The sequence below is a fragment of the Cupriavidus necator N-1 genome (assembly GCF_000219215.1).
Lineage (GTDB): Bacteria > Pseudomonadota > Gammaproteobacteria > Burkholderiales > Burkholderiaceae > Cupriavidus > Cupriavidus necator.
Map to the genome: position 1 here is coordinate 2,141,660 of NC_015723.1, position 22,864 is coordinate 2,164,523.

The 22,864-nt window shown below is 68.7% G+C and carries 18 protein-coding genes; 12 read left to right on the forward strand and 6 right to left on the reverse strand.

Annotation, left to right across the window (positions count from 1 at the left end; all coding sequences use genetic code 11):
- Window positions 1–8 precede the first annotated feature (8 nt).
- The 4 genes from CNE_RS27785 (at window position 9) to CNE_RS27800 (ending at window position 3,729) form a co-directional block, all read left to right on the forward strand.
- On the forward strand, window positions 9–1,031 hold the full coding sequence (locus tag CNE_RS27785) for a branched-chain amino acid ABC transporter permease (protein ID WP_013953622.1): 1,023 nt from the start codon (window positions 9–11) through the stop codon (window positions 1,029–1,031).
- The gene (locus tag CNE_RS27790; RefSeq protein WP_013953623.1) at window positions 1,024–1,788 is read left to right on the forward strand and encodes an ABC transporter ATP-binding protein; all 765 of its coding nucleotides are present in this window, start codon (window positions 1,024–1,026) and stop codon (window positions 1,786–1,788) included. The genes CNE_RS27785 and CNE_RS27790 overlap by 8 nt, the downstream gene beginning before the upstream one ends.
- Entirely contained in the window at window positions 1,775–2,482 is a 708-nt protein-coding gene (locus CNE_RS27795; RefSeq protein WP_013953624.1) for an ABC transporter ATP-binding protein, read from the forward strand. Before CNE_RS27790 ends, CNE_RS27795 begins: the two co-directional genes overlap by 14 nt.
- A 74-nt stretch (window positions 2,483–2,556) precedes the next feature.
- Entirely contained in the window at window positions 2,557–3,729 is a 1,173-nt protein-coding gene (locus CNE_RS27800) for an ABC transporter substrate-binding protein (RefSeq protein ID WP_013953625.1), read from the forward strand.
- Window positions 3,730–3,885: 156 nt separating this feature from the next.
- Here the strand turns inward: CNE_RS27800 and CNE_RS27805 are convergent, their stop codons facing one another.
- Both CNE_RS27805 and CNE_RS27810 read right to left on the reverse strand, forming a co-directional pair.
- On the reverse strand, window positions 3,886–6,771 hold the full coding sequence (locus CNE_RS27805) for a DUF6600 domain-containing protein (protein WP_049800651.1): 2,886 nt from the start codon (window positions 6,769–6,771) through the stop codon (window positions 3,886–3,888).
- Between the two features lie 298 nt (window positions 6,772–7,069).
- Window positions 7,070–8,398 carry a putative bifunctional diguanylate cyclase/phosphodiesterase gene (locus tag CNE_RS27810; RefSeq protein ID WP_013953627.1) on the reverse strand — a complete coding sequence of 443 codons (1,329 nt, stop codon included), beginning with the start codon at window positions 8,396–8,398 and terminating at the stop codon, window positions 7,070–7,072.
- Window positions 8,399–8,682: 284 nt separating this feature from the next.
- Here CNE_RS27810 and CNE_RS27815 point away from each other — a divergent pair, with 284 nt between their 5' ends.
- The 8 genes from CNE_RS27815 (at window position 8,683) to CNE_RS27850 (ending at window position 18,202) form a co-directional block, all read left to right on the forward strand.
- Window positions 8,683–10,299, forward strand: coding sequence for a methyl-accepting chemotaxis protein (locus CNE_RS27815; protein WP_049800652.1), 1,617 nt, complete (start codon window positions 8,683–8,685; stop codon window positions 10,297–10,299).
- Window positions 10,300–10,317: 18 nt separating this feature from the next.
- Window positions 10,318–10,794 carry a chemotaxis protein CheW gene (locus tag CNE_RS27820; protein WP_013953629.1) on the forward strand — a complete coding sequence of 159 codons (477 nt, stop codon included), beginning with the start codon at window positions 10,318–10,320 and terminating at the stop codon, window positions 10,792–10,794.
- The gene (locus tag CNE_RS27825) at window positions 10,791–12,062 is read left to right on the forward strand and encodes a CheR family methyltransferase (protein ID WP_013953630.1); all 1,272 of its coding nucleotides are present in this window, start codon (window positions 10,791–10,793) and stop codon (window positions 12,060–12,062) included. The genes CNE_RS27820 and CNE_RS27825 overlap by 4 nt, the downstream gene beginning before the upstream one ends.
- On the forward strand, window positions 12,055–12,741 hold the full coding sequence (locus tag CNE_RS27830) for a chemotaxis protein CheW (protein ID WP_013953631.1): 687 nt from the start codon (window positions 12,055–12,057) through the stop codon (window positions 12,739–12,741). Before CNE_RS27825 ends, CNE_RS27830 begins: the two co-directional genes overlap by 8 nt.
- Window positions 12,738–14,993: a hybrid sensor histidine kinase/response regulator gene (locus tag CNE_RS27835; protein WP_013953632.1), complete on the forward strand. Its 2,256-nt coding sequence runs from the start codon at window positions 12,738–12,740 to the stop codon at window positions 14,991–14,993. Before CNE_RS27830 ends, CNE_RS27835 begins: the two co-directional genes overlap by 4 nt.
- The gene (cheB, locus tag CNE_RS27840) at window positions 14,990–16,009 is read left to right on the forward strand and encodes a chemotaxis response regulator protein-glutamate methylesterase (protein WP_013953633.1); all 1,020 of its coding nucleotides are present in this window, start codon (window positions 14,990–14,992) and stop codon (window positions 16,007–16,009) included. Before CNE_RS27835 ends, cheB begins: the two co-directional genes overlap by 4 nt.
- Before the next feature lie 53 nt (window positions 16,010–16,062).
- Complete coding sequence (locus CNE_RS27845) at window positions 16,063–17,085, forward strand: diguanylate cyclase (protein WP_013953634.1); 1,023 nt, start codon at window positions 16,063–16,065, stop codon at window positions 17,083–17,085.
- A gap of 340 nt (window positions 17,086–17,425) precedes the next feature.
- A complete protein-coding gene (locus tag CNE_RS27850) occupies window positions 17,426–18,202 on the forward strand; it encodes a DUF4397 domain-containing protein (RefSeq protein WP_013953635.1) in 777 nt (258 codons plus the stop codon).
- 100 nt (window positions 18,203–18,302) lie between these two features.
- Here the strand turns inward: CNE_RS27850 and CNE_RS27855 are convergent, their stop codons facing one another.
- The 4 genes from CNE_RS27855 to CNE_RS27870 form a co-directional block, all read right to left on the reverse strand.
- The gene (locus CNE_RS27855; RefSeq protein WP_041228935.1) at window positions 18,303–18,605 is read right to left on the reverse strand and encodes a helix-turn-helix transcriptional regulator; all 303 of its coding nucleotides are present in this window, start codon (window positions 18,603–18,605) and stop codon (window positions 18,303–18,305) included.
- Between the two features lie 222 nt (window positions 18,606–18,827).
- Window positions 18,828–20,330, reverse strand: a complete 1,503-nt coding sequence (locus CNE_RS27860) for a tripartite tricarboxylate transporter permease (protein WP_013953637.1) — start codon at window positions 20,328–20,330, stop codon at window positions 18,828–18,830.
- Window positions 20,331–20,342: 12 nt separating this feature from the next.
- Window positions 20,343–20,804, reverse strand: coding sequence for a tripartite tricarboxylate transporter TctB family protein (locus CNE_RS27865; RefSeq protein WP_013953638.1), 462 nt, complete (start codon window positions 20,802–20,804; stop codon window positions 20,343–20,345).
- Between the two features lie 448 nt (window positions 20,805–21,252).
- Window positions 21,253–22,743 carry an MATE family efflux transporter gene (locus tag CNE_RS27870; RefSeq protein ID WP_013953639.1) on the reverse strand — a complete coding sequence of 497 codons (1,491 nt, stop codon included), beginning with the start codon at window positions 22,741–22,743 and terminating at the stop codon, window positions 21,253–21,255.
- Window positions 22,744–22,864: the final 121 nt, after the last annotated feature.

A 22,864-nucleotide genomic window follows, 5' to 3' on the forward strand; every position in this document is an offset into this window, starting at 1 on the left:
CTCCAGACATGAAAGCACTGCAAGGAAAAACCGGCTGGACGCTGCTGCTGGCGCTGGCCATCGCCTTCCCGCTGATCACGCCCAACAGCTACTACCTGACCGTGATGACGCTGGCCTTCATCTACGCCATCGCCACGCTCGGGCTGAATCTGATCACCGGCTACACCGGGCAGCTGAACCTGGCCCATGGCGGCTTCATGGCCATCGGCGCCTATACACTGGGCATCCTGACGGTGGACCACCAGGTGCCGTTCTGGCTGGCATTCGTGCTGGCCGGCGCGATCTGCATGGTGCTGGGCTATGTGATCGGCGTGGTGTCGCTGCGCCTGAAGGGCCATTACTTCTCGATCTTCACCATGTGCGTGGGCTACATCATCTACCTGCTGATCGAGAAGTGGGAAAGCCTGACGCATGGCACGGTGGGCCTGATCGGCATCCCGGTGCCGGCCGCGATCGGGCCGCTCAGCTTTGACAGCGTGCAGGCGCAGTACTACCTGGTGCTGTTCTTCCTGGCGGTCGGCACCTTCCTGATGCACCGCATAGTCACCTCGCTGCTGGGCCGCAGCTTCATGGCGGTGCGCAACAGCGACGCCCTGGCCGAGGCGCTGGGCATCAACCTGATGCGCACCAAGGTACTGTCGTTCGTGCTGTCGGTGGGCTACGCCGGCTTTGCCGGTGCGCTGTACGCCGGGCAGGTGCGCTTCCTGGGGCCGGATATCGCCCGCACCGACCTGACCTTCGACATGGTGATGTCGATGCTGGTGGGCGGCATCGGCACCATCTTCGGGCCGCTGCTGGGGGCGGTGCTGGTGCCGTGGATCACGCAGTCGCTGCAGTTCATGCAGGACTACCGCATGCTGGTGTTCGGCCCGGTGCTGATCCTGCTGATCATTTTCGTGCCGGACGGCATCGTGGGTTCCTGGCTGAAGAAGCAGGCGCGCAAGGCAGCCGCCGCACGGCGCGGCAAGCCGGCGCAGAACGCCAGCGCCCCTGCAGTATCGACCACCCGCGCCGGAGCCGACCATGCTTGAAATCCGCAACCTGACCAAGAAATTCGGCGGCCTGACCGCGGTGCACGATGTCTCGGTGACCTTCGAGCAAGGCCATATCAACGCCATCATCGGCCCCAACGGCGCCGGCAAGACCACCTTCTTCAACCTGGTGGCAGGCACGCATGCGCCCAGTTCCGGCCAGATCCTGTTCAAGGGCCAGGACGTGGCCGGCCTGCGCGCCGACCAGATCGCGCGCCTGGGCGTGGCCCGCACCTTCCAGGCCACGGCGCTGTTCGACCGCGCCACGGTGCTCGACAACCTGATCGTCGGCCACCGCCTGCGCACCCACTCGGGCCTGCGCGACGTGCTGTTCAACACGCGCCGCCTGCGTGAAGAAGAGCGCCTGTGCCGCGACAAGGCCGAAGCCGCGCTGGACTTCGTCGGCCTGTCGCACCTGGCGCATGAGGTCGCCGCCGACATCACGCAAGAGGCGCGCAAGCGCGTGGCCTTTGCGCTGGGGCTGGCGACCGACCCGGAACTGCTGCTACTGGACGAACCAGCCGGCGGCGTGAACCCGGAAGAGACCGTGGGCCTGGCCGAGCTGATCCGCAAGATGGTGCGCCATGGCAAGACCGTATGCCTGATCGAACACAAGATGGACATGATCATGCGCCTGGCAGACAAGATCATGGTGCTGAACTACGGCGAGAAGATTGCCGAAGGCACGCCCGCGCAGATCCAGCAGGATCCGCATGTCATCGAGGCCTACCTGGGAGCCGACCATGTTGCAGCTTGAACGCGTCTCGCTGTCGTACGGCAGCTTCCGTGCCCTCGACAACATCACCCTGCACGCCCGCGCCGGCGAGCTGGTGGTGCTGCTGGGTGCCAACGGCGCCGGCAAGAGCTCGATCTTCCTGGCGATGAGCGCGATCCACCGCATCAGCGGCGGCAGCATGCGCTTTGACGGGCGCGAGCTGTCGGGCATGAAGCCGTCGCAGATCGTTCAGGCCGGGCTGGTGCACTGCCCGGAGGGCCGCAAGCTGTTCCCGGCGATGAGCGTGGAGAAGAACCTGGTGCTGGGCGCCTACGTGCACCGGCGCGATGGCGCGGGCATCCGCAAGACGCTGGAAGAGGTCTATGAACTGTTCCCGATCCTGCGGCAGAAGAAGGACGATGCGGCCGGCTCGCTGTCCGGCGGGCAGCAGCAGATGGTGGCACTGGGCCGCGCCCTGATGAGCCGCCCGCGCGCGCTGTTGCTGGACGAACCGTCGCTGGGTCTGGCGCCGCTGGTGGTCAAGCAGATGTTCGAGATCATCCAGCGAATCAACCGCGCCGGCACCACCGTGCTGCTGGCCGAGCAGAACGCCTACGCGGCGCTGGGGATCGCGCATCGCGCCTATGTGATCGAGAGCGGGCGCATCGTGATGGAAGGGGATCGGGATACGTTGCTGAAGGATGAGGGGATTCGGAAGGCGTATATCGGGGGGTAGGTTCAGAGGAGCCGGCCCGCGACAGCAAGACACAACCAGACCTAGCAAGCGCAGTACTTTCAGGAGACAAGACAATGCAAAGCAAGATCATGCGCCGAATCTTCCCGCTGGCCGCCACCGCCGTGGCCGCCATGCTGGCCTCTGGCACCGCACTGGCGCAGGAAGTGGTCAAGATCGGCTATACCGGGCCGCTGTCCGGCGGCGCCGCGCTGTATGGCAAGAACGTGCTGTCGGGCGTGCAGATGGCGGTGGACGAGATCAATGCATCCGGCCTGGAAGTCAAGGGCAAGAAGGTCAAGCTGGAGGTGGTGGCGCTGGACGACAAGTACTCGCCCGCCGAGGCCGCCATCAACGGGCGCCGCCTGGTGCAGCAGCACAAGACCCCGGCGGTGTTCGTGCCCCATTCGGGCGGCATCTTCGCGCTGCAGGCCTTCAATGAGCAGGAGAAGTTCCTGGTGATGGCCTACTCCAGCGTGCCGCGCATCACCGACGCCGGCAACAAGCTGACCATCCGCATCCCGCCCGCGTACACCGGCTATATCGAGCCCTTCGTCAAGGCGCAGATGAAGCGCTACGGCAAGAACGTGGCGCTGGCCCCGGCCGACCACGACTACGCCAAGGCCTGGGTGCAGGCCTTCGTGCCGGCGTGGGAATCGGCCGGCGGCAAGGTGGTGGCCAACAATCCGATGTCATACACCAAGGCCACCGACTTCTACAGCGGCGTGTCGCGCGCGATGAGCGAGAAGCCGGACGTGATGTTCGTCGGCGGCCCGTCGGAGCCGACCGCACTGGTGGTCAAGCAGGCGCGCGAACTGGGCTTCAAGGGCGGCTTTATCGTGATGGACCAAGCCAAGATGGATGAAATGGCCAAGGTCACCAACGGCCTGGGCATGCTGGAAGGTTCCATCGGCGTGCTGCCGCTGGTCAACGACAGCCGCCCCGCCGCGCAGAACTTCAACGCCAGGTACAAGAAGCTGCATGACGGGCGCGATGCCACCACCGAGATGTCGCTGAACTACACCATGGTGTACGCGCTGGCCGGTGCGATGAAGCTGGCCGGCACCACCAGCGACGCGGCAGCGATCCGGGCGAAGATGCCCGACGCGGTCAAGGGGCTGGCCAAGGAGGTCAACCCCAACGAAGTCGATGGCATCGACGCCAAGGGCGGGTCGATGGCCGACACCATCGTCGGCTGGGTGCAGAACGGCAAGATTTCGCAGGTCCGGTTGTCGGAGCTGGCGAAGTAAGCCAGGCTGGGGCGCCGCCCGCGCGGCGCCGCGCAAGAACAAACCCCCGCAGGCCGCGAGGCCTGCGGGGGTTTCTGCCTTACGGGCTCCGTCAAGCGGGCCGTGCTACTGCCGGCGATCGCCGTCGCGCCCGTTGCGCGCCTCCATCCGCCCGCGTCAGTTCTGGGCGCGCTGTTGCTGTTGCTGCTGCTGGCGCTGCTGCTCCATCTGCTGCCGCTGGCGCTCCTGCATCTGCCGTTGCTGGTCCTGCTGGTGCCGCTGCTGCTCCTGCGTCGCACGCTGCTGCTCCTGCGCGGCACGCTGCTGCTCCTGCATGTGGCGCTGCTGCTGTTCCGCCTGCTGGCGCTGCATGGCCTGCTGCCGTTGCTGCTCCTGCGCCTGGCGTTGCTGCTCCTGCATCTGCCGTTGTTGTGCCATCTGCTGGCGCTGGGCCGCCTCGGCCTGCCGCTGCTGCGCCTCCTGCATTTGCCGCTGCTGCTCGAAACGCTGGCGCTGCATCTCCTGGCTCTGCCGCTGCTGCTCGGCCATCTGGCGCTGGCGCTCCACCTGCTGGCGCTGCTGGTCGGCGGCCTGGCGTTGCTGGGCTTCGGACTGGCGCTGTTGCTCCATCTGCTGGCGCTGGATGTCCTGCGCCTGGCGTTGCCGCGATTCCTGCATCTGCCGTTGCTGCTGGGCTTCGGACTGGCGCTGTTGTTCCATCTGCTGGCGCTGGGTGTCTTGCGCCTGGCGCTGCCGCGATTCCTGCATCTGCCGTTGCTGCTGGGCTTCGGACTGGCGCTGTTGCTCCATCTGCTGGCGCTGGACGTCTTGCGTCTGGCGCTGCCGTGATTCCTGCATCTGCCGTTGCTGCTGGGCCTCCTGCATCTGGCGCTGTTGCTGGGCATCCTGCATCTGCCGTTGCTGCTCAAAGCGCTGCCGCTGCATGTCCTGCGATTGCCGCGCCGGATCGGGACGGTCCTGCCCATCCGCCCACTGGCGCTGTTGCATGCGCTGCTGATCCTGCTGGCGCTGCTGGTCGCGGGCCTGGTCCTGCCACTGGCGTTGCTGGGCGTCGCGTTGCTGGGCATCGCGTTGCTGGGCCTCGTGCTGTTGCCGCTGCAGATCAGGCCCCTGCCGCTGCTGCTCGCGCAGCGCGCGCTGCTGTTCCCGCTGCTGTTCCATCTGCTGGCGCTGCAAAGCCTGCTGCTGTTCGCGCTGCATGCCCTGCGCCTGCCGTTGCGCGTCGGCCGGTCCGCCCGGCTGGCCCGGCTGGCCAACAAAGCCGCGCGCTTCGTCGGGCCGGCTGCTCTGGCCGCGGCCGTTGCCGCGCCAGGGTTCGCCCGGGGCGTTCGAATAGTTGCGATCGCCGCGATCGCCACGTGCGGGGCCATCGGCATCGCCGCGGCCGGCGCGCGGCTGCGGCGGCGTGTGGTCGCGCGCGGCGATGGCTGCCTGGCTCATGCGCACATCGGGTGCCCGCTGCACATCGCGCCCGGGCCGCCGTTCATTGCCACCGCGCCAGGCTGGGCCGGCGCCGGGCACAACCCCGCCCTCACGCGCGAAGCGGCGGGCCAGGTCGTCCGTGGCGGGCCGGCCCGGCGGACGGGCGGCGATGGCCTGGCGCTCGAAGCCAGGGCGGGCCTGCGGCGGCAGCGGCCGCATCGGGGCCGATCCCACCAGACTGCTCTTGACCGGCGCCACCGGCGGCGCCCCCCTGGCCTCGCCTGCCGGCAGGTTGCGCCATTCGTCGCGATGCATGCCGTGCGCCGGGCGGCCTTCGACGAAATTGCGTGCCGGCATGCCGGTGATGGCGCCGGGCACGTTGCGGTTGGCGTAAGGCGGAGGCCGGCGGTCGCCCATCACGATGTTGTTAACGGTGACCCGGTTGATGCGGGCGACATAGGTCGGGCTGGCACGATAGACCGGCCGGTACGCGTCGCGCGGCCCCAGCGGATACCAGGCCACGCCCGGCCCGCTGCCAACGCGCACGCTCCAGTTCGGCCCGCTGGCGCCGACAAAGGCCACCACCGCCGGGGCGTAGCACGGGCGCACGCGCGGGCCCGGCACCCAGCCCCAGCGCGAGCCCACATAGGCCCAGCGGCCGTAGTGCGAAGGCGCGAAGCCCCAGGGCGCGTCGTCGATCCAGGTCCAGCCCCACGGGGCGATCCAGGCCCAGTGCCCGGCGCTGTACGGTGCCCAGCCGGCGCTGACCACGCGCGGGAACCAGACCGCGCCGTAGCCGGGGTCTTCCTGCCAGTCGCCGTAGCCGTCCAGCGCGGCGTAGCCCGGCATCTCGCGCGGCACGTAGCGGGCGGACGGCGAGGCGTCTTCGCGCGCATCGCGTGCCGCGGTCCAGCGGTCGAAGGCATCTTCCGGCGCGCCGCCGCCACCGGCGTCGGCCAGGTCGGTGCCGGCAAAGCGCATGCGGTCGCCTCGCTGCAGCTCGATCGAGCGGCTGTCGCCATAGACCACGGCGCTGCCGTGGCGCATGGTCACGGTAGTGGTGCTGCCGTCCGGCGCCACGTCCAGCCGATAGTCGCCCGGCTCGCGCGGCACGAAGGCCAGGTTGGGGGTGTCGACCTCGACTGTCTGGCCCGGCGGCAGCGCGCGCACGCGCAGCTGCAGCGTGCCCTGGGTCAATTTAACCTGCGTGGCGCTGTCGTCCAGGTTCAGGATGCTGGCCGCGGTGGCGCCGCCCAGCCGGACCGCCACCGTGCCGGCGTGCAGCTCGGCACGGCCGCCGTGGTCCAGCCAGAGCCGGTCGCCGGTGGTGATGGGCCGGTTCAGGCCGGCGGCAGCCCAGTCGTCTGAGCCTGCCGGCGCAAAGCTGAGGTTGCCGTCGACGGCGGTCAGCGTGGCAATGCGCGAGGAAGGATCGGCTTGCTGGTACTGGCCGTCAGTCGCCGGCGCATCAAGATAGGCCTCGCCGGGGGGGCCGGCGGGCACCTGGGCCAGTGCAGCAGCCGCCACCGCCAGGCCGGCGGCAGCGGCCAGGGCCGTCAGCGCCAGCCTGCCACGGAGTTGGCCACGAGCAGGGCGGGAAGATTGGGAAGGATCGAACATGGAAGTCAGGGCCGGGACAAAACGCATAACGCACCGGGGCGGCCGGCCGATGTCAGCGGCAACCCTAATGTCACCATACATTGCCCCGGCTGCCGCGGCACGCCCGGCGCGGCAGACTTTGTAAGTTCGTATTTCGCCATGCGGCAATGCAGCGCAGGCCGCAGCGCTATCCCGGGCAGGCTGCGGGCCGGCGGGGGGTCAGCGGGTGCCCGGGACGGGCAGGCTCGCCGTCAAAGGTGGAAACAACTTCCCTGGCAGCGCGGGGAGCGGAGGCGGGCGGAACGGGGGCAGAGGCGGCTCAGCGGCCGGACTGCTGGCGCAGCATTTCGGTCAGGCGCTCGGCCGGCATCGGGCGGCCGTACAGGTAGCCCTGCGCCTCATGGCAGCCGTTGGCCAGCAGGAAGTCGCGCTGCTCGGTCGTTTCCACGCCTTCGGCGACCACGCCAATGTGCAGGCTTGCGCCCACGCTGATCACCGAGCGCACGATTGCGGCATCGACCGGGTCTTCGGTCACGTTGCGGATAAAGGACTGGTCGATCTTGAGCCGGTCCACCGGGAATGACTTCAGGAAGCTGAGCGACGCATAGCCGGTGCCGAAGTCATCGCAGGTCAGCGTCACGCCGTCGCGGCGCAGCGCCTGCAGCTGGTCCGCGACCTCGTCGCCCTGCTGCAGCGCGATGGTTTCGGTGATCTCGATCTCCAGGCAGTCCGGCGCCAGTTCCAGCGCGCGCAGCACGTGGCGCACCTCGGTCAGCAGCCGGCTTTCGGACAGCTGGGCCGCGAACAGGTTGATGGCCACCCGCGGCGGTTGGGGAAAGGCCAGCGACCACGCGCGCGCCTGGGCGCAGGCGGTCTGCAGCAGCCACATGCCGACATCGCTGGCGATGCTGCTGCCGGCCAGCGCGTCGATGAAGGCGGCGGGCGGCAGCAGCCCGCGGGTCGGATGGCGCCAGCGCATCAGCGCCTCGGCACCGTGCACGCGGCCGTCGCGCAGGTCGACCTGCGGCTGGTACAGCAGCTCGAACTGGCGCTGGGCATAGGCTTCGTGCAGCGCCTGCACCAGCGACAGCCGCGTGGTCACGTCCGAGCGCATCTGCGGCTTGAAGAAGCGGATGGTGCGGCCGCCGTCGTGCTTGGCGCGGGCCAGCGCCAGGCTGGCCGCGGCCAGCACGTCCGAACCCTGTTCGCCGGCGGCGGGGATCACGCAGGCGCCGATGCTGGCCAGCACATGGTGGCGGCGACCGGCGCTCTCATGCGGGGAGGACAGCATCGAGAGGATCGCCGCACCAACATGGCGCACCAGCGTGGGATCGGCAATGGAGGGGAGCAGCACACCGAACTCGTCGCTGCCAATGCGGCCGATGGCGGCGTCGCGCGGCGAGGCGTCGCGCAGGCGGCGCGCCACGCGCTGCAGGATCAGGTCGCCTTCGGCATGCCCGTGCATGTCGTTGAAGGCGCGGAAATCGTCAATGCCGATCAGCAGCAATGCACAACGGGGCACCGCCTCGCTCTGCAGGCGTGCCTCCAGCCGCTTCAGAAATCCCTGGCGATTGTCAACGCCGGTCAGCGGATCGAGATCCGAGCCTGGCGAGGCGCCAGCCGCCTTCGCCCCCGACTTGGCCACCATCCCTGCCCCATCTGTAATTGTCGACATTGTTACCTGCTAGCAATTTAGCAAGTGTGACGAAAACTTGGAAAAAATCAAGCAGTTCCGATTGCGGCGGGAACGGCTATGCGGCCGCGCAACGGCGCCGCATTGCGCGTTGAATCGGTTCCCGGCTTACAGTACCCTACCGCGCATCAGGCCGCCCCCGCCGCCCCGCGACCTCCTGCTTGCCCCGGAGCGGCGCCCCTGAGGCGGCTTTGCGGGGAACGGCCGCTCCTGAACAAGAACATCACCGGGACCTCACCGTGAACGAATGGACCATCCGCACGCGCATCCTGGCAAGCTTCTCGCTGATCCTGCTTGTCATGGCACTGATGGGCGTTGTTGCCTACACCCGCCTGAGCGCCATCGAACGCGAAACCACGCTGATGCTGCAGGACGCTCTGCCCGGGCTGAACTACAGCACCGGCATCCGCGGCGTCTGGGGCGAGCGCTATGTGCTGGCGTGGCAGACCATCAATGCCACCGACCCGGCTGAGCGCCGCGGCTTCCAGCAGCAAGGCCAGGACGCCGCCGGCCGCCTCGACAAGCTCGAGCAGCAGTACGAGACCTCGATCACGCGCGACGAAGACCGCGTCGCCTTCAAGGCCTATCGGGACGTGCGCGCGCGCTACGAGCAGGCCTCCGAAATCCTGTCCCGCCAGGGCGAGTGGAACGGCGCCGCGGCCGCGGCAGCGCTGCGCGGCGAAGCGCATGATCGCTGGGTCGAGGCGCGCAAGGCGGCCCAGCACCTGGTGGACGACAACAGCGCGGTCAATTCGCGGGCGGCGCGGGGTATCGACGATGCCGTCGGTGCCGCCAAGATCGGCATCGAAGCGGCGCTGATCGTGGCCCTGGTGGTCGCCGTGGTCTGCGGCTACCTGCTGCTGCGCGCGATCACGGTGCCGATGCAGTCGATCGTCAACCTGCTGTCCGGCATCCGCGGCGGCGACCTGCGCCTGCGCATGGCGCTGCGCCGCAAGGACGAATTCCATGAAGTGGAGGAAGGTTTCAACCAGATGACGGGCGAGCTGACCTCGCTGGTGGGCCAGGCGCAGCGCACCGCGATCCAGGTCACCACCTCGGTCAACGAGATCGCCGCGACGGCGCGCCAGCAGCAGGCCACCGCCACCGAGACCGCCGCCACCACGACGCAGATCGGCGCGACCTCGCGCGAGATCTCGGCCACCGCGCGCGACCTGGTGCGCACCATCCATGAAGTCTCGAGCGCCGCCGAGCAGGCGGCCGGGCTGGCCGGCACCGGCCAGGTGGGGCTGTCGCGCATGGAAGGCACCATGCAGCATGTGATGGACGCCGCCGGCTCGGTCAATGCCAAGCTCGCCACGCTCAACGAAAAGGCCGGCAATATCAACCAGGTGGTGACCACCATCGCCAAGGTGGCCGACCAGACCAACCTGCTGTCGCTGAACGCCGCGATCGAGGCCGAGAAGGCCGGCGAGTACGGCCGCGGCTTTGCCGTGGTGGCGACCGAGATCCGCCGCCTGGCCGACCAGACCGCGGTGGCCACCTACGATATCGAGCAGATGGTGCGCGAGATCCAGTCGGCGGTGTCGGCGGGCGTGATGGGCATGGACAAGTTCTCGGAGGAAGTGCGCCGCGGCATGTCCGAGGTCACGCAGGTGGGCGACCAGCTGTCGCAGATCATCGCGCAGGTGCAGTCGCTGGCGCCGCGCGTGCTGATGGTCAATGAAGGCATGCAGGCCCAGGCCGGCGGCGCCGAGCAGATCAACCAGGCACTGATGCAGCTGTCCGAGGCCGCGCAGCAGACCGTGGAGTCGCTGCGCCAGTCGAGCCAGGCGATCGACGAACTGACGCTGGTGGCCAACGACCTGCGCAGCGGCGTATCGCGCTTCAAGGTCTAGGGCCTGCGCCCCGCCGCCATGAAACTCTTCCTGCTGTTCCGCCTCGGCGCTGACCACTATGCGCTCGATGCCGCCGAGGTGGCCGAGGTGCTGCCGCTCACGCGGCTCAAGCAGATCCCCGGCGCGCCGGCCTGGGTGGCGGGCCTGATGGAGCGCCGCGGCCAGCCGGTGCCGGTGATCGACCTGCCGGCGCTGGCCACCGGCGTGCCGGCGGCGCTGCGCACCAGCACGCGCACGGTGCTGGTCCACTACCGCCGCCATGGCGGCGAGGCCAGCCGGCTGCTGGGCCTGCGCCTGGAATCGGCCACCCAGACCCTGCGCTGCCCGGCGGAATCGTTTGTCGACGGCGGCATCGGCGGGGCCAGCCCGCGCTACCTGGGGCCGGTGCGGCACGACGCGCGCGGCCTGCTGCAGTGGGTGCGGGTCGAGGCCCTGCTGCCGGACGACGTCCATGCCATGCTGTTTGCCGACACCGCCGGGGAGGCCGCGGCATGAGCACAGCCACGCACATCGAGGCCCTGCTCAAAGCCCGCATCGGCCTGGACGCGGGCGCCATCGGCACCGGCGCAGTGGCACGTGCCGTGCGTGAGCGCCAGCAGGCACGGCAGGCGTCGGACACCCAGGCCTACTGGGACTTGCTGCACGGCACCGCCGATGAATTCCAGGCGCTGATCGAGGCCCTCGTGGTGCCCGAGACCTGGTTCTTCCGGCATCGCGAAGCGCTGCTGGCGCTGGGCCGCCTTGCCGCCGAGCGCGCCTTTGCCGACGGCAGGCGCACGCTGCGCGTGCTGAGCCTGCCCTGCTCCACCGGCGAAGAGCCCTACTCAATCGCCATGGCCATGCTCGATGCGGGCGTGCCGGCGGGCCGCTTTGCCATCGATGCAGTGGACATCAGCGCCCGCGCGCTGGCCCGCGCGCGCCTGGGCGAATACGGCGCAAACGCCTTTCGCAGCGCGCCGCTGGATTTCCGCGACCGTTATTTCACGGCCACGCCCACCGGCTATGTGCTGGATGCACGCGTGCGCGCGCAGGTGCGGCTGCTGCAGGGCAACCTGGTCGATCCCGGCCTGCTCGCCGGCGAGCCGCCCTATGACTTCGTGTTCTGCCGCAACCTGCTGATCTACTTCGACGCGCCGGGGCAACGGCATGCGGTGCAGACGCTGGCGCGGCTGGCCGCTGCCGACGGCCTGCTCTTTGTCGGGCCGGCCGAGGCCAGCGTGCTGAGCTCGCAGGGCCTGGAGCCGGTCGGCTTGCCGCTGACCTTTGCCTTCCGCAAGCCGTCCGCCGTGCCAGCCGCCAGGGCGGCGCCGCGTGTGCCCGTGCACGCGGCCCAGCCGCCCCGCATGGCCGCACCGCCACGGCTGCCGAGGCCACCAGCCTCGCTGCGGCCTGCCCCGCTCACGCGCCCACTCCTGCGGCCCGCCGCGCCCGCGCCTGGCAACGATCAGCGCGCCGCGCTGGCTGTCATTGCCGCCCAGGCCGATCGCGGCGAGCTGGAGGCCGCCACCGCCGCCTGCCTGGCGCTGCTCGAGCGCGCCCCGGATGCCAACGCCGACGCCTATTGCATGCTGGGCGTGCTGCACGACGCCGCCGGCCGCACCGCGCAGGCCCATGCCGCCTACCGCAAGGCGCTGTACCTGGACCCGGCGCACCAGGAAAGCCTGTACCACCTGGCCGCGCTGCTCGATACCGAAGGCGATCACGATGGCGCCATGCGCCTGCGCCAGCGCGCGCAACGCCACACCCGCAAGCACCATGGCTGAGCCCCAAGGCATTGCCCTGCGCACCGAAAACGTCGACGACTGCTGGCGGCGCATCGGCGTGCGCGGCGACGGCTCGTGCCCCGCGCTGGCCGAGCACGCGCACTGCCGCAACTGCCCGACCTACGCCCAGGCCGCGGCCATGCTGCTGGACGCGCAACGGCTGGACGTCGTGCCGGACGCACTGCCCGATGCCGCCACGCTCACCGACGATGACGGGGCCTTGCCGGCCGAACGCGGCATCGCGCTGGCCTGCCTGGTGTTCCGCATCGGCGATGAATGGCTGGCCCTGCCGACCGCCGCGCTGGGCGAAGTCACCGCCCCCTGCCCGATCCATTCGCTGCCGCACCGCCGCGATGCCGCCGTGCTGGGGCTGGCCGCCGTGCGCGGCAACCTGCTGGCCTGCCTGTCGCTGGCGCGGCTGTTCGACGCGGGCGCCGGTGAAAGCGCCAGCGGCAGCCGCTTCCTGATCCTCGGGCAGGGCCGCGCCGCGATTGCGCTGCCGGTGGCCGAGGTGTCCGGCATCGCCCGCGTTCCGCAGCCCGCGCTGCAGCCGCTGCCCGCCACCCTAGCGCGGGCGTCGGCGCGCTATACGCAGGCGCTCTTCCTCGACCAGGGCCGCAGCGTCGGGCTGCTCGATGCCGCACTGGTGCGCCAGGCGCTGGCCAGGAGCCTGGCATGAATCCCGAGCAACTGCGCGACGCCTCGCTGCTGGAACTGTTCGCGCTCGAGGCCGATGCCCAGGCCGAAGTCCTCAATGCCGGCCTGCTGGCGCTGGAGCGCAACCCGGCAGCGGCCGAGCAGCTCGAAGCCTGCATGCGTGCCGCCCACTCGCTCAAGGGCGCTGCCCGCATCGTCGGGCTCGATGGCGGCGTGCGGGTGGCACACGCCATGGAAGACTGCCTGGTCGCCGCACAGGGCGGCCTGCCGCTGACCGCCGCGCATATCGACGCGCTGCTGCAAGGCACCGACCTGCTGCTGCGCATCGGCCATCCGCCCGGCGGCGATCCGGGCTGGGCCGAGCATGCGGGCCGCGCCGAGATCGATGCAGTGGTGCAGCGGCTCGGCATGGTCGATGGCGGTGCCGGGGCGCTGGTCGTGCCGGCACCGCCAGCGCCGGCCCCGGCCCTGTTACCGGAACCAGCGCCCGCGATATCGGCAGACGACACCCAAGAGCGCATGCTGCGCGTGAATGCCGATGCGCTTGACCAGCTGCTGGCGCTGTCCGGCGAGGCCATGGTCGAGTCGCACTGGCTGCGCCCCTTCGGCGCCTCGCTGCAGAAAGCAAGGCGGCAACAGGCACGCGCACTGCGCGCCGTCGATGCGCTGCAGGAAGCCTTGCGGGACGCACCGGACGGCGACCCTGGCGCGGCTGCGCACACCGCACTGGCCGAACTGCGCCAGCTGCTGGACGAAGGCCACGACCAGCTGGCCGCGCGGCTGGAAGAGTTCGAACAATACGATCACCGCGCCACGCGGCTGGCGCGCCGGCTCTATGACAGCGCGCTGGCCTCGCGCATGCGCCCGCTGGCGGACGCGCTGACCGGCTACGCGCGCATGGTGCGCGACCTCGGGCGCGCGCTGGGCAAGCCGGTGCACCTGGAGCTGATCGGCGCCGGCACGCAGGTGGACCGCGACATCCTGGAAGCACTGGACGCGCCGCTGGCGCACCTGCTGCGCAACGCGGTCGACCACGGCATCGAAGCGCCCGGGGTGCGCGCGGCGCAGGGCAAGCCGGCGGAGGGCAGCGTCACGCTGCAGGCGCGCCACAATGCGGGCCGCCTGGTCATCGAGATCTTCGACGACGGCGCAGGTGTCGACCTGGATGCCCTGCGCCGCGCCATCGTGCGGCGGCGGCTTGCGTCCGAAGAGACCGCGGCGCGGCTGTCGCAGGCAGAGCTCCTCGACTTCCTGCTGCTGCCGGGCTTCAGCATGCGCGACACGGTCTCCGAGGTCTCCGGCCGCGGCGTGGGCCTGGACGCCGTGCAGGAGATGGTGCGCCGCGTGCGCGGCAGCCTGCGCCTGACGCAGCAGCCGGGCCAGGGCCTGCACTTCCGGCTGGAGCTGCCGCTGACGCTGTCGGTAGTGCGCACGCTGCTGGTGGAAGTCGCGGGCGAAGCCTATGCCTTCCCGCTGGGCCGCGTGCTGCGCGCGACCTCGGTGGCGCGCAGCGAGATCGAGCAGACCGAAGGGCACCAGCATTTCCGCCACGAAGGCCGCGCCATCGGGCTGGTCAGCGCGGCGCAGGTGCTGCAACGCCCCGAGGGCGACGCTGCCAACGTGCGCGAGCAAGTGCCGGTGGTGGTCATCGGCGAGGCCGAGCGCATCTATGGCATTGCCGTCGACCGCATGCTGGGCGAGCGCCTGCTGGTGGTGCAGCCGCTGCCCGCGGCACTGGGCAAGGTTCGCGACATTGCCGCCGGCAGCCTCACCGACGACGGCACGCCGGTGCTGATCTTCGATGTCGAGGACGTGATCCGCTCGGTCGAGAAGCTGGTCTCCGAGGGCCGCATCGAAGGCGTGCGGCAGGCGGCCGTGGCCAGCGTCCAGGCGCGTGCGCGGCGCGTGCTGGTGGTGGACGACTCGCTCACCGTGCGCGAGCTGCAGCGCAAGCTGCTGGCCGGGCGCGGCTACGATGTGGCGGTGGCGGTCGATGGCATGGACGGCTGGAATGTGCTGCGCGCCGAGCCCTTCGACCTGGTCATCACCGACATCGACATGCCGCGCATGGACGGCATCGAGCTGGTGCGCCGGATCCGGCAGGACGCCGCGCTGCGGCAGCTGCCGGTGATGGTGGTGTCGTACAAGGACCGCGAACAGGACCGCCAGCGCGGCCTGGAGGCCGGCGCGGACTATTATCTGGCCAAGGGCAGTTTCCACGACGCCGCGTTGCTCGACGCGGTCCAGGACCTGATCGGCGAGGCACGTTCATGAAAATCGGCATCGTCAATGACTCGGCGCTTGCGGTAGCCGCGCTGCGCCGCGCGCTTGCGCTGGATCCGTCGTTCGAGATCGCCTGGGTCGCCGGCGACGGCGAACAGGCGGTGCAGATGGCCGCGCGCCAGACCCCGGACCTGATCCTGATGGACTTGCTGATGCCGGTCATGGACGGGGTCGAGGCCACGCGCCGGATCATGGCCGCCACCCCCTGCGCGATCGTGGTAGTGACCATGGACCTGGGCCGCAACGCCTCGCAGGTGTTCGACGCGATGGGCCACGGCGCCATCGACGCCGTCGACACCCCCACGCTGGCCGAGCCCGATGCCCAGCTTGCCGCCGGGGCGCTGCTGCGCAAGCTGCGCAATATCGGCCGGCTGCTGGCGGGCCGCGTGGCCCCGCAGCACACACTGACGGCGGCGCCGCGCGCAGTGGCTGCGCCGCGGCTGGTGGCAATCGGCGCCTCGGCCGGCGGCCCGGCCGCGCTGGCCACGCTGCTGGGGGCGCTGCCGGCGGACTTCGGCGCCGCCGTGGTCACCGTGCAGCATGTGGACGAGGCCTTTGCCGCCGGCATGGCCGACTGGCTCGACGGACAGTGCGCGCTGCCGGTGCGCATTGCCCGCGCCGGCGACGCGCCCCAGGCCGGCACGGTGCTGCTGGCCGGCACCAACGACCACCTGCGCCTGGCCAGCCCCACGCGCATGTCCTACACCGAGCAGCCCTGCGACTACCTGTACCGCCCCTCCATCGATGTCTTCTTCGAAAGCGTGGTAGAGCACTGGCGCGGCGACGTGATCGGCGTGCTGCTCACCGGCATGGGCCGCGACGGCGCGCTGGGGCTGAAGGCCATGCGCGAGCGCGGCTTCCTGACCATCGCGCAGGACCGCGCCACCAGCGCCGTGTATGGCATGCCCAAGGCCGCCGCAGCCATGGGCGCGGCCGCGGAGATCCTGCCGCTGCCGCGCATCGCGCCGCGGCTGGTGCAGGCATGCGGCGGCGCTGCGCTGCTTTGACCCAATGCAATACGTCCCGGCCGGCACCGGGACCGTGACACCAGGAACTGAACATGCAACCCGAATCACCCAACCAACCCGCAGCGCCTGCATCCGACAAGGACTACCTTGCCATGGTGCTGCTGGTGGACGACCAGTCCATGGTCGGCGAAGCGGTGCGCCGCGCGCTCTCCACCGAGCCCGACATCGACTTCCACTACTGCTCGCAGCCCGACGAGGCCGTGGCGGTGGCGCAGCGCACCAAGCCCACCGTGATCCTGCAGGACCTGGTCATGCCGGGCGTGGACGGCCTGACGCTGGTGCAGCGCTATCGCGAGAATCCCGCCACGCGCGACATCCCCATCATCGTGCTGTCGACCAAGGAAGAAGCCGCGACCAAGGGCGCGGCGTTTGCCGCCGGCGCCAACGACTACCTGGTCAAGCTGCCCGACAGCATCGAGCTGATTGCGCGCATCCGCTACCACTCGCGCTCGTACCTGAACCAGCTGCAGCGCGACGAGGCCTATCGCGCGCTGCGGCAAAGCCAGCAACAGCTGCTGGAAACCAACCTGGAGCTGCAGCGTCTGACCAATTCAGACGGCCTGACCGGCTTGTCCAACCGGCGCTATTTCGATGAGTACCTGGGCGCCGAATGGCGTCGCGCACAGCGTGAGCAGACCCAGCTGGCAATGCTGATGATCGATGTCGATGCGTTCAAGGCCTACAACGACACCTACGGCCACGTGGCCGGCGACGAGGTGCTGCGCCGCGTGGCCGCGGTGATCCGCGACAATTGCGCGCGTGCCGCCGACCTGCCCGCGCGCTTCGGCGGTGAAGAGTTCGCGATGGTGCTGCCGGCGACCTCTCCGGGCGGCGTGCGCCTGCTGGCCGAGAAGGTGCGGCGCGCGGTGCAGGCGCTGGCCATCGCCCACAGCGGCTCGCCCACCAGCGACTGCGTCACTGTCAGCATCGGCGGCGCGGTGCTGGTGCCCCAGCCTGGCGATCCGTCGGACCGGCTGGTGGAGACGGCTGATGCCGGCCTCTACCAGGCCAAGCGCAATGGCCGCAACCAGGTGGTGATGATGTCGCAAGGCTGAGTCACGGCAGCAGCACAGCTGCAACAACCAGTTACACACTGGCAGCCACCCGGCCAACGGCGCCACCTGCCACGCCCACCTCCGCCGAGGCCCCGCGCCTGCGGGCCTGGCCGCCCCGCCGCGCACGCACGCGTCATCGCATGTCGGAATCGTCCGACATGCGATTCGGAACCCCGCGGCTGTCTCGCCCTTGGGTTGATGCCTATCTTTGCATCACGGCAAGCGCTTCGCCGCGCCTGCACGCCAAGCAAGCAGATAGCGAACTGGCCTCGCTACCGGCGCGCCCGCGCGGGCATGGGCCAGCACGTCCCTGAATCCAATGAACGGTAAGAGGTGATCCATGTTCCGATCCAAGACACTTTTGATAGGCCTGGCGCTGGCCGCCACGGCGGTGCTGTCGGCCTGCGGCGGCGGTGACGACGATCTCGGCGACCGCATCGGGCTGAGCAAGCCGACCATCCGCGTGATCCACGCCATCACCGGCGGTCCCAATGTCGACGTGCTGCAGAACGGCGTGAAGACCAGCTTCGTGAACAAGCCGTACAAGTTCGTTTCGACCTACTTCAACGTTGAAACCGGCAACCAGCTGATATCGTTCAACACCGCCGGCACGCAGACCGAACTGGCCCGCGCCACCCTGGTCGCCGCCACCGGCCACAAATACACCGTGGTGGCGCTGCCGGGTGCCAGCGCCGCAGAAACGCTGACGATCGACGATCCGTTCGAGAAGGGCCTGCTGTCCAACAAGGCCCGCGTGCGCTCCCTGAACGCCTCGTTCAACGCGCAGAACGTCGATGTCTACATCACCATCCCGGCGATCGACCTGAATTCGGTGGCGCCGACTTTCGGCGCGGTGGGATACAAGCAGGCCTCGCCGGCTTCAGGCAAGGACTCTCTTGACCTGGACGGCGGCACTTATCGTCTGCGTATCACTACGGCGGGCACCAAGACGGTGATCTTTGACTCGGGCGCGCTGACGCTGGCGAACAATGCCGACTGGCTGATCACCACGATCCCGGTCGACGGCATCGGCGGGCTCACGCCGAACAAGATCAAGGTGCTGGTGGCGCGTGGTGATGACGAGTCGCAAGCTGGTCTTGAGCTCGTAACGCAGTAACAGCGTGCTTGCAACTAGCTGCCTGCGGCAGGCGGGCAGCATGCAAGAGGCCGGTCCGAAGGATCGGCCTTTTTTGTCTGACGGGTGGCGGCTGACTGCCCTACGCTTCCTCCCCCGGCTCCAGCCCCGCCTTCAGCACCGCCAGGTGCGACATATAGGCCTCCAGCTCCGCCCGCCCCTGCTCGGTGATGCAATAAACGCGGCCACTACCTTCAACCAGCTCGGCAGTAATGGCCCGCGCCATCATCAGGCTGCGCAGGATCGGCCGCAACGAGCGGATATTCTTGTCGATACCCCGCTCGCGCAGCCGGTCGACCAGGCTCAGGACCGTGGACGGGCTCGACTGGACGAGCTTGAGCACATAGATACGTGAGAAAAACCGGTCAAAGATAGGCGGTTTCATGGGCGCTGTCGGCGCACCCGACGGTGCGGGAATCCTGATCATCATGCGCAGCCCATGACTGCTGCCGCAGTCGGGCACTCTCTGGTATGGATGACGGGCGGACGCGCAGCGCGATCGGCCCGCGAAAGCAAACGGGGTGCGCGAAGGCACCCCGAATGCTTGCGTTGCGTGCGCCGTCCGGCATGAGCCAGGCCGGCGCCATTCCGGGGAGCGCGCGTGGCGCTATTCTTCCTGGAACGCTTCTTCGCGCTTGGCCTTGATCGACGGCAGGGCCACCACGGCAACCAGGGCGGCGGCTGCGATCAGCAGGCCCAGCGACAGCGGGCGCGTCACGAACACGCTGAAGTCACCGCGCGAGAGCAGCAGCGAGCGGCGGAAGTTCTCTTCCATCATCGGTCCCAGCACGAAGCCCAGCAGCAGCGGTGCCGGTTCGCAGCGCAGCTTCAGGAACAGGTAGCCGATGATGCCGAAGCCCGCAGCCATGAACACGTCGAAGGTCTGGTTGTTGACCGAGTACACGCCAATGCCGCAGAACACCAGGATCGCCGGGTACAGGAAGCGGTACGGCACGGTCAGCAGCTTCACCCACACGCCGATCATCGGCAGGTTCAGGATGATCAGCATCAGGTTGCCGATCCACATCGAGGCGATCAGGCCCCAGAACAGCGCCGGGTTGCTGGTCATCACCTGCGGGCCGGGCTGGATGTTGTGGATGGTCATCGCACCGACCATCAGCGCCATCACCGCGTTGGGCGGAATGCCCAGCGTCAGCAGCGGGATGAAGGAGGTCTGCGCCGCGGCGTTGTTGGCCGACTCCGGACCGGCCACGCCTTCGATCGCACCCTTGCCGAATTCATGCGCGTACTTCGAGGTCTTCTTTTCCAGCGAGTAGGCCGCGAACGAAGCCAGCGCCGCGCCGCCGCCCGGCAGGATGCCCAGGGCCGAGCCCAGGAACGTCCCGCGCAGCACGGCCGGGATCATGCGCTTGAAGTCTGCCCTTGTCGGCCAAAGGTTCGTCACGCTATCGGTGAACGTCTCACGGGCTTCCTTCTGCTCCAGGTTCGCGATGATTTCCGCGAAGCCGAACATGCCCATGGCCAGCGCCACGAAGTCGATGCCGTCGGTCAGTTCCGGCACGTCGAACGAGAAGCGCGCGGCGCCCGAGTTCACGTCGGTGCCGATCAGCCCCATCAGCAGGCCCAGCACGATCATGGACACGGCTTTCGGCAGCGAGCCGGAAGCCAGCACCACGGCGCCGATCAGGCCCAGCACCATCAGCGAAAAGTATTCGGAAGGGCCGAACTTGAACGCCAGTTCCGACAGCGGCGTGGCAAAGGCGGCCAGGATCAGCGTCGCCACGCAGCCGGCGAAGAACGAGCCGAGACCGGCGGTGGCAAGTGCCACCCCCGCTCGCCCTCGCCGCGCCATCTGGTAGCCATCGATGGTGGTCACCACCGAGGACGATTCACCAGGCAGGTTCACCAGGATGGCGGTGGTCGAACCACCGTACTGGGCGCCGTAGTAGATGCCGGCCAGCATGATCAGCGCGGCCACCGGCGGCAGCGTGTAGGTCACCGGCAGCAGCATGGCGATGGTGGCCAGCGGCCCCAGGCCCGGCAGCACACCGATCAGGGTACCCAGCACGCAGCCCAGGAAGGCGTAGGCCAGGTTCTGCAGCGACAGGGCCGTGGAAAAGCCCAGCGCAAGGTGATCAATCAATTCCATGGTCGGCGCTCCTTAACCGGTGATAAAGGCCGGCCACACCGGCATCTGCAGGTTGATGCCGTAGACGAAAGCGCCAAGGCTGATCAGCACCAGCACCACGGCGTTGAGCAGCGCACCCTTCCAGCTGAATTCATGGCTGGCCATCGAGGACACCATCACCAGCACGAACACCGACAGCACCATGCCCAGCGGCTTGAGCAGCAGGCCGAACAGCACCACCGAACCGAGGATCCACAGCAGCGTCTTCAGGTCCCAGCGGGCGAGATGGTCTTCCTCCCCCCTGGACGACAGCGAGGACAGCAGCACCAACGCCCCGAGCACTGCCAACACCAGTCCCAGCAGGAATGGAAAATATCCGGGTCCCATCTTCGCGGCCGTTCCCATGGAATAGCCGCGAGCGACCCAGGAAAAGCCCAGACCGACCAGAACGAACATCAGGCCGGAGGCAAAGTCCTTTTGGCTGCGTATGCGCAAAACGATTCTCCTCAAAGTTCACGAAATGCCGTGCCGGGGGGCGCGCACTGGCTCGGACGGCAAGGCATGCGCCCTGCCTGCTCCCCGACGGTTGACCCGAACCTTAGAGACGTGATCTTTCAGGTGCCTTTCATTTGTCTTGTTTTAGGGGTATTCACCGATACCCCTTGAAAACAAGGCAATTCCAGCCGATGCGCACAAGTAGATGCATCACAACGTGATGGAATTACTTGTGAAGAATCCGGGAGTAAAGGCGACGGGAATGTCAGACGAACAAGACGGCACGCGCACTTGCGTCAAGGCAAGGCGCGGCCGGAAAGACGCGCACGCCTGCTCTGGCCAGGCAGGCGACGCGTGCGCTGGGAGGGAGTGCCAGCGATGGCACGATGACACACCGATCTTTCGAATGGCTTTCAAAGCCGGCGACACGATCACGGGCCGCTGCAGGTCAGCGCACGCCTGCGGGCTCGGGTGTTGCCGGGGCGGCCTCCTCGACGACCTCGCCCGCGTCTTCGCAGGGCGTTCCCATGCTGGTATCGGGCGCCTGCCCCACGGCTTGCGCCGGGTGCGGCACGGTGGGCAGGATATGGCTGCGGCGCCAGTTGCCGAAGCGGTAGTAGCCAGCCGCCAGCACCAGCGACACCACCGAGCCCAGCGGAAAGCTCCACCAGACCGCCTCGGCGCCGATGCGCGGGCCCAGCGCCCACGCGAACGGCAGCCGGATCACCCACATCGACAGGAACAGGATCACCAGCGGCGCCATCACCGCGCCGGTGGCGCGCACCGTGCCGAAGATGACGATGGTGAAGCCAAACAGGATGAACGACCACAGCACCACCACGTTGATATGCTGCGCGATGCCGGTGGCCACGCCGTCAGTGCCCAGGAACAGGCCGAGCGAATGCCGGTTGAACAGATAGATCAGCGCGACCAGCGCACCGGTCATCACCACATTGATCAGCAGGCCCACGCGCGTGATGCGCGACACCCGCTGCCACAGCCCGGCGCCGACGTTCTGCGCCACCATCGACGACACGCTCGCGCCTACCGCCAGCGCGGGCATCTGCACATAGGTCCACAACTGCGAGGCCACGCCGTAGGCGGCGGTGGTCTGCGAGCCATAGGCATTGACCAGCGCCATCATCCCGATCGCCGACGACGAGATCACCACCATCTGCAGGCCCATCGGCAGGCCCTTGACCACCAGCGCCCGCAGGATTGCCGGATCGGGCCGCAGCAGTGCAAGCTGGCCACGGTGCAGCAGCAGGAAATGGCGGCGCCGGTACAGCAGCACCATCATCGCCGCCAGGCTCACTAGCTGCGCGATCAGCGTGGCCAGCGCCGAGCCCGCGATGCCCAGCGGGGGGATCGGGCCCATGCCGAAGATCAGCACCGGGTTGAGCGCCACGTCCAGCACCACGGACAACAGCATGAACCAGAACGGCGTGCGCGAATCGCCCGCGCCGCGCAGCGTCATCATCACGAAGTTGTAGAAGTACATGAACGGCAGCGCCAGGAAGATGATGCGCAGGTAGCTCACCGCCAGCGGCGCGGCGTCTTCCGGCGTGTGCATCGCCGCCAGGATGGCCGGCGTATAGAAATAGCCAAGCGCCGAGGCCAGCACCGACAGCCCGACAAAGAAGGTGGTGCTGGTGCCGACCACGCGGCGCGCCTCGTCCAGGTCGCGCGCACCCACGGCCTGCCCGATCATGATGGTGTTGGCCATGCTGATGCCGAACACCACGCCCAGCAGGAAGAACAGGATGATGTTGGCGTTGGAGGTTGCCGTCAGCGCGGCCTCGCCCAGGAAGCGGCCGACCCAGACCGAATTGATCGAGGCATTCAGCGACTGCAGGATGTTGCTGCCGAGCACCGGCAGCGAGAACAGCAGCAGGGTGCGGCCGATCGGGCCGGTGGTCAGTCTGGCGTCTGGCTTCATGAGGCGTTGCGCATGGGGAAATCCGCCCAGTCTATTCCTGCCCGGAGGCGGCTACAAGGACACGCGGCCGGCCACGGTACCGCGCTTTTTACCTGAATGAGTTATTCCCCTCCAGTTGCGG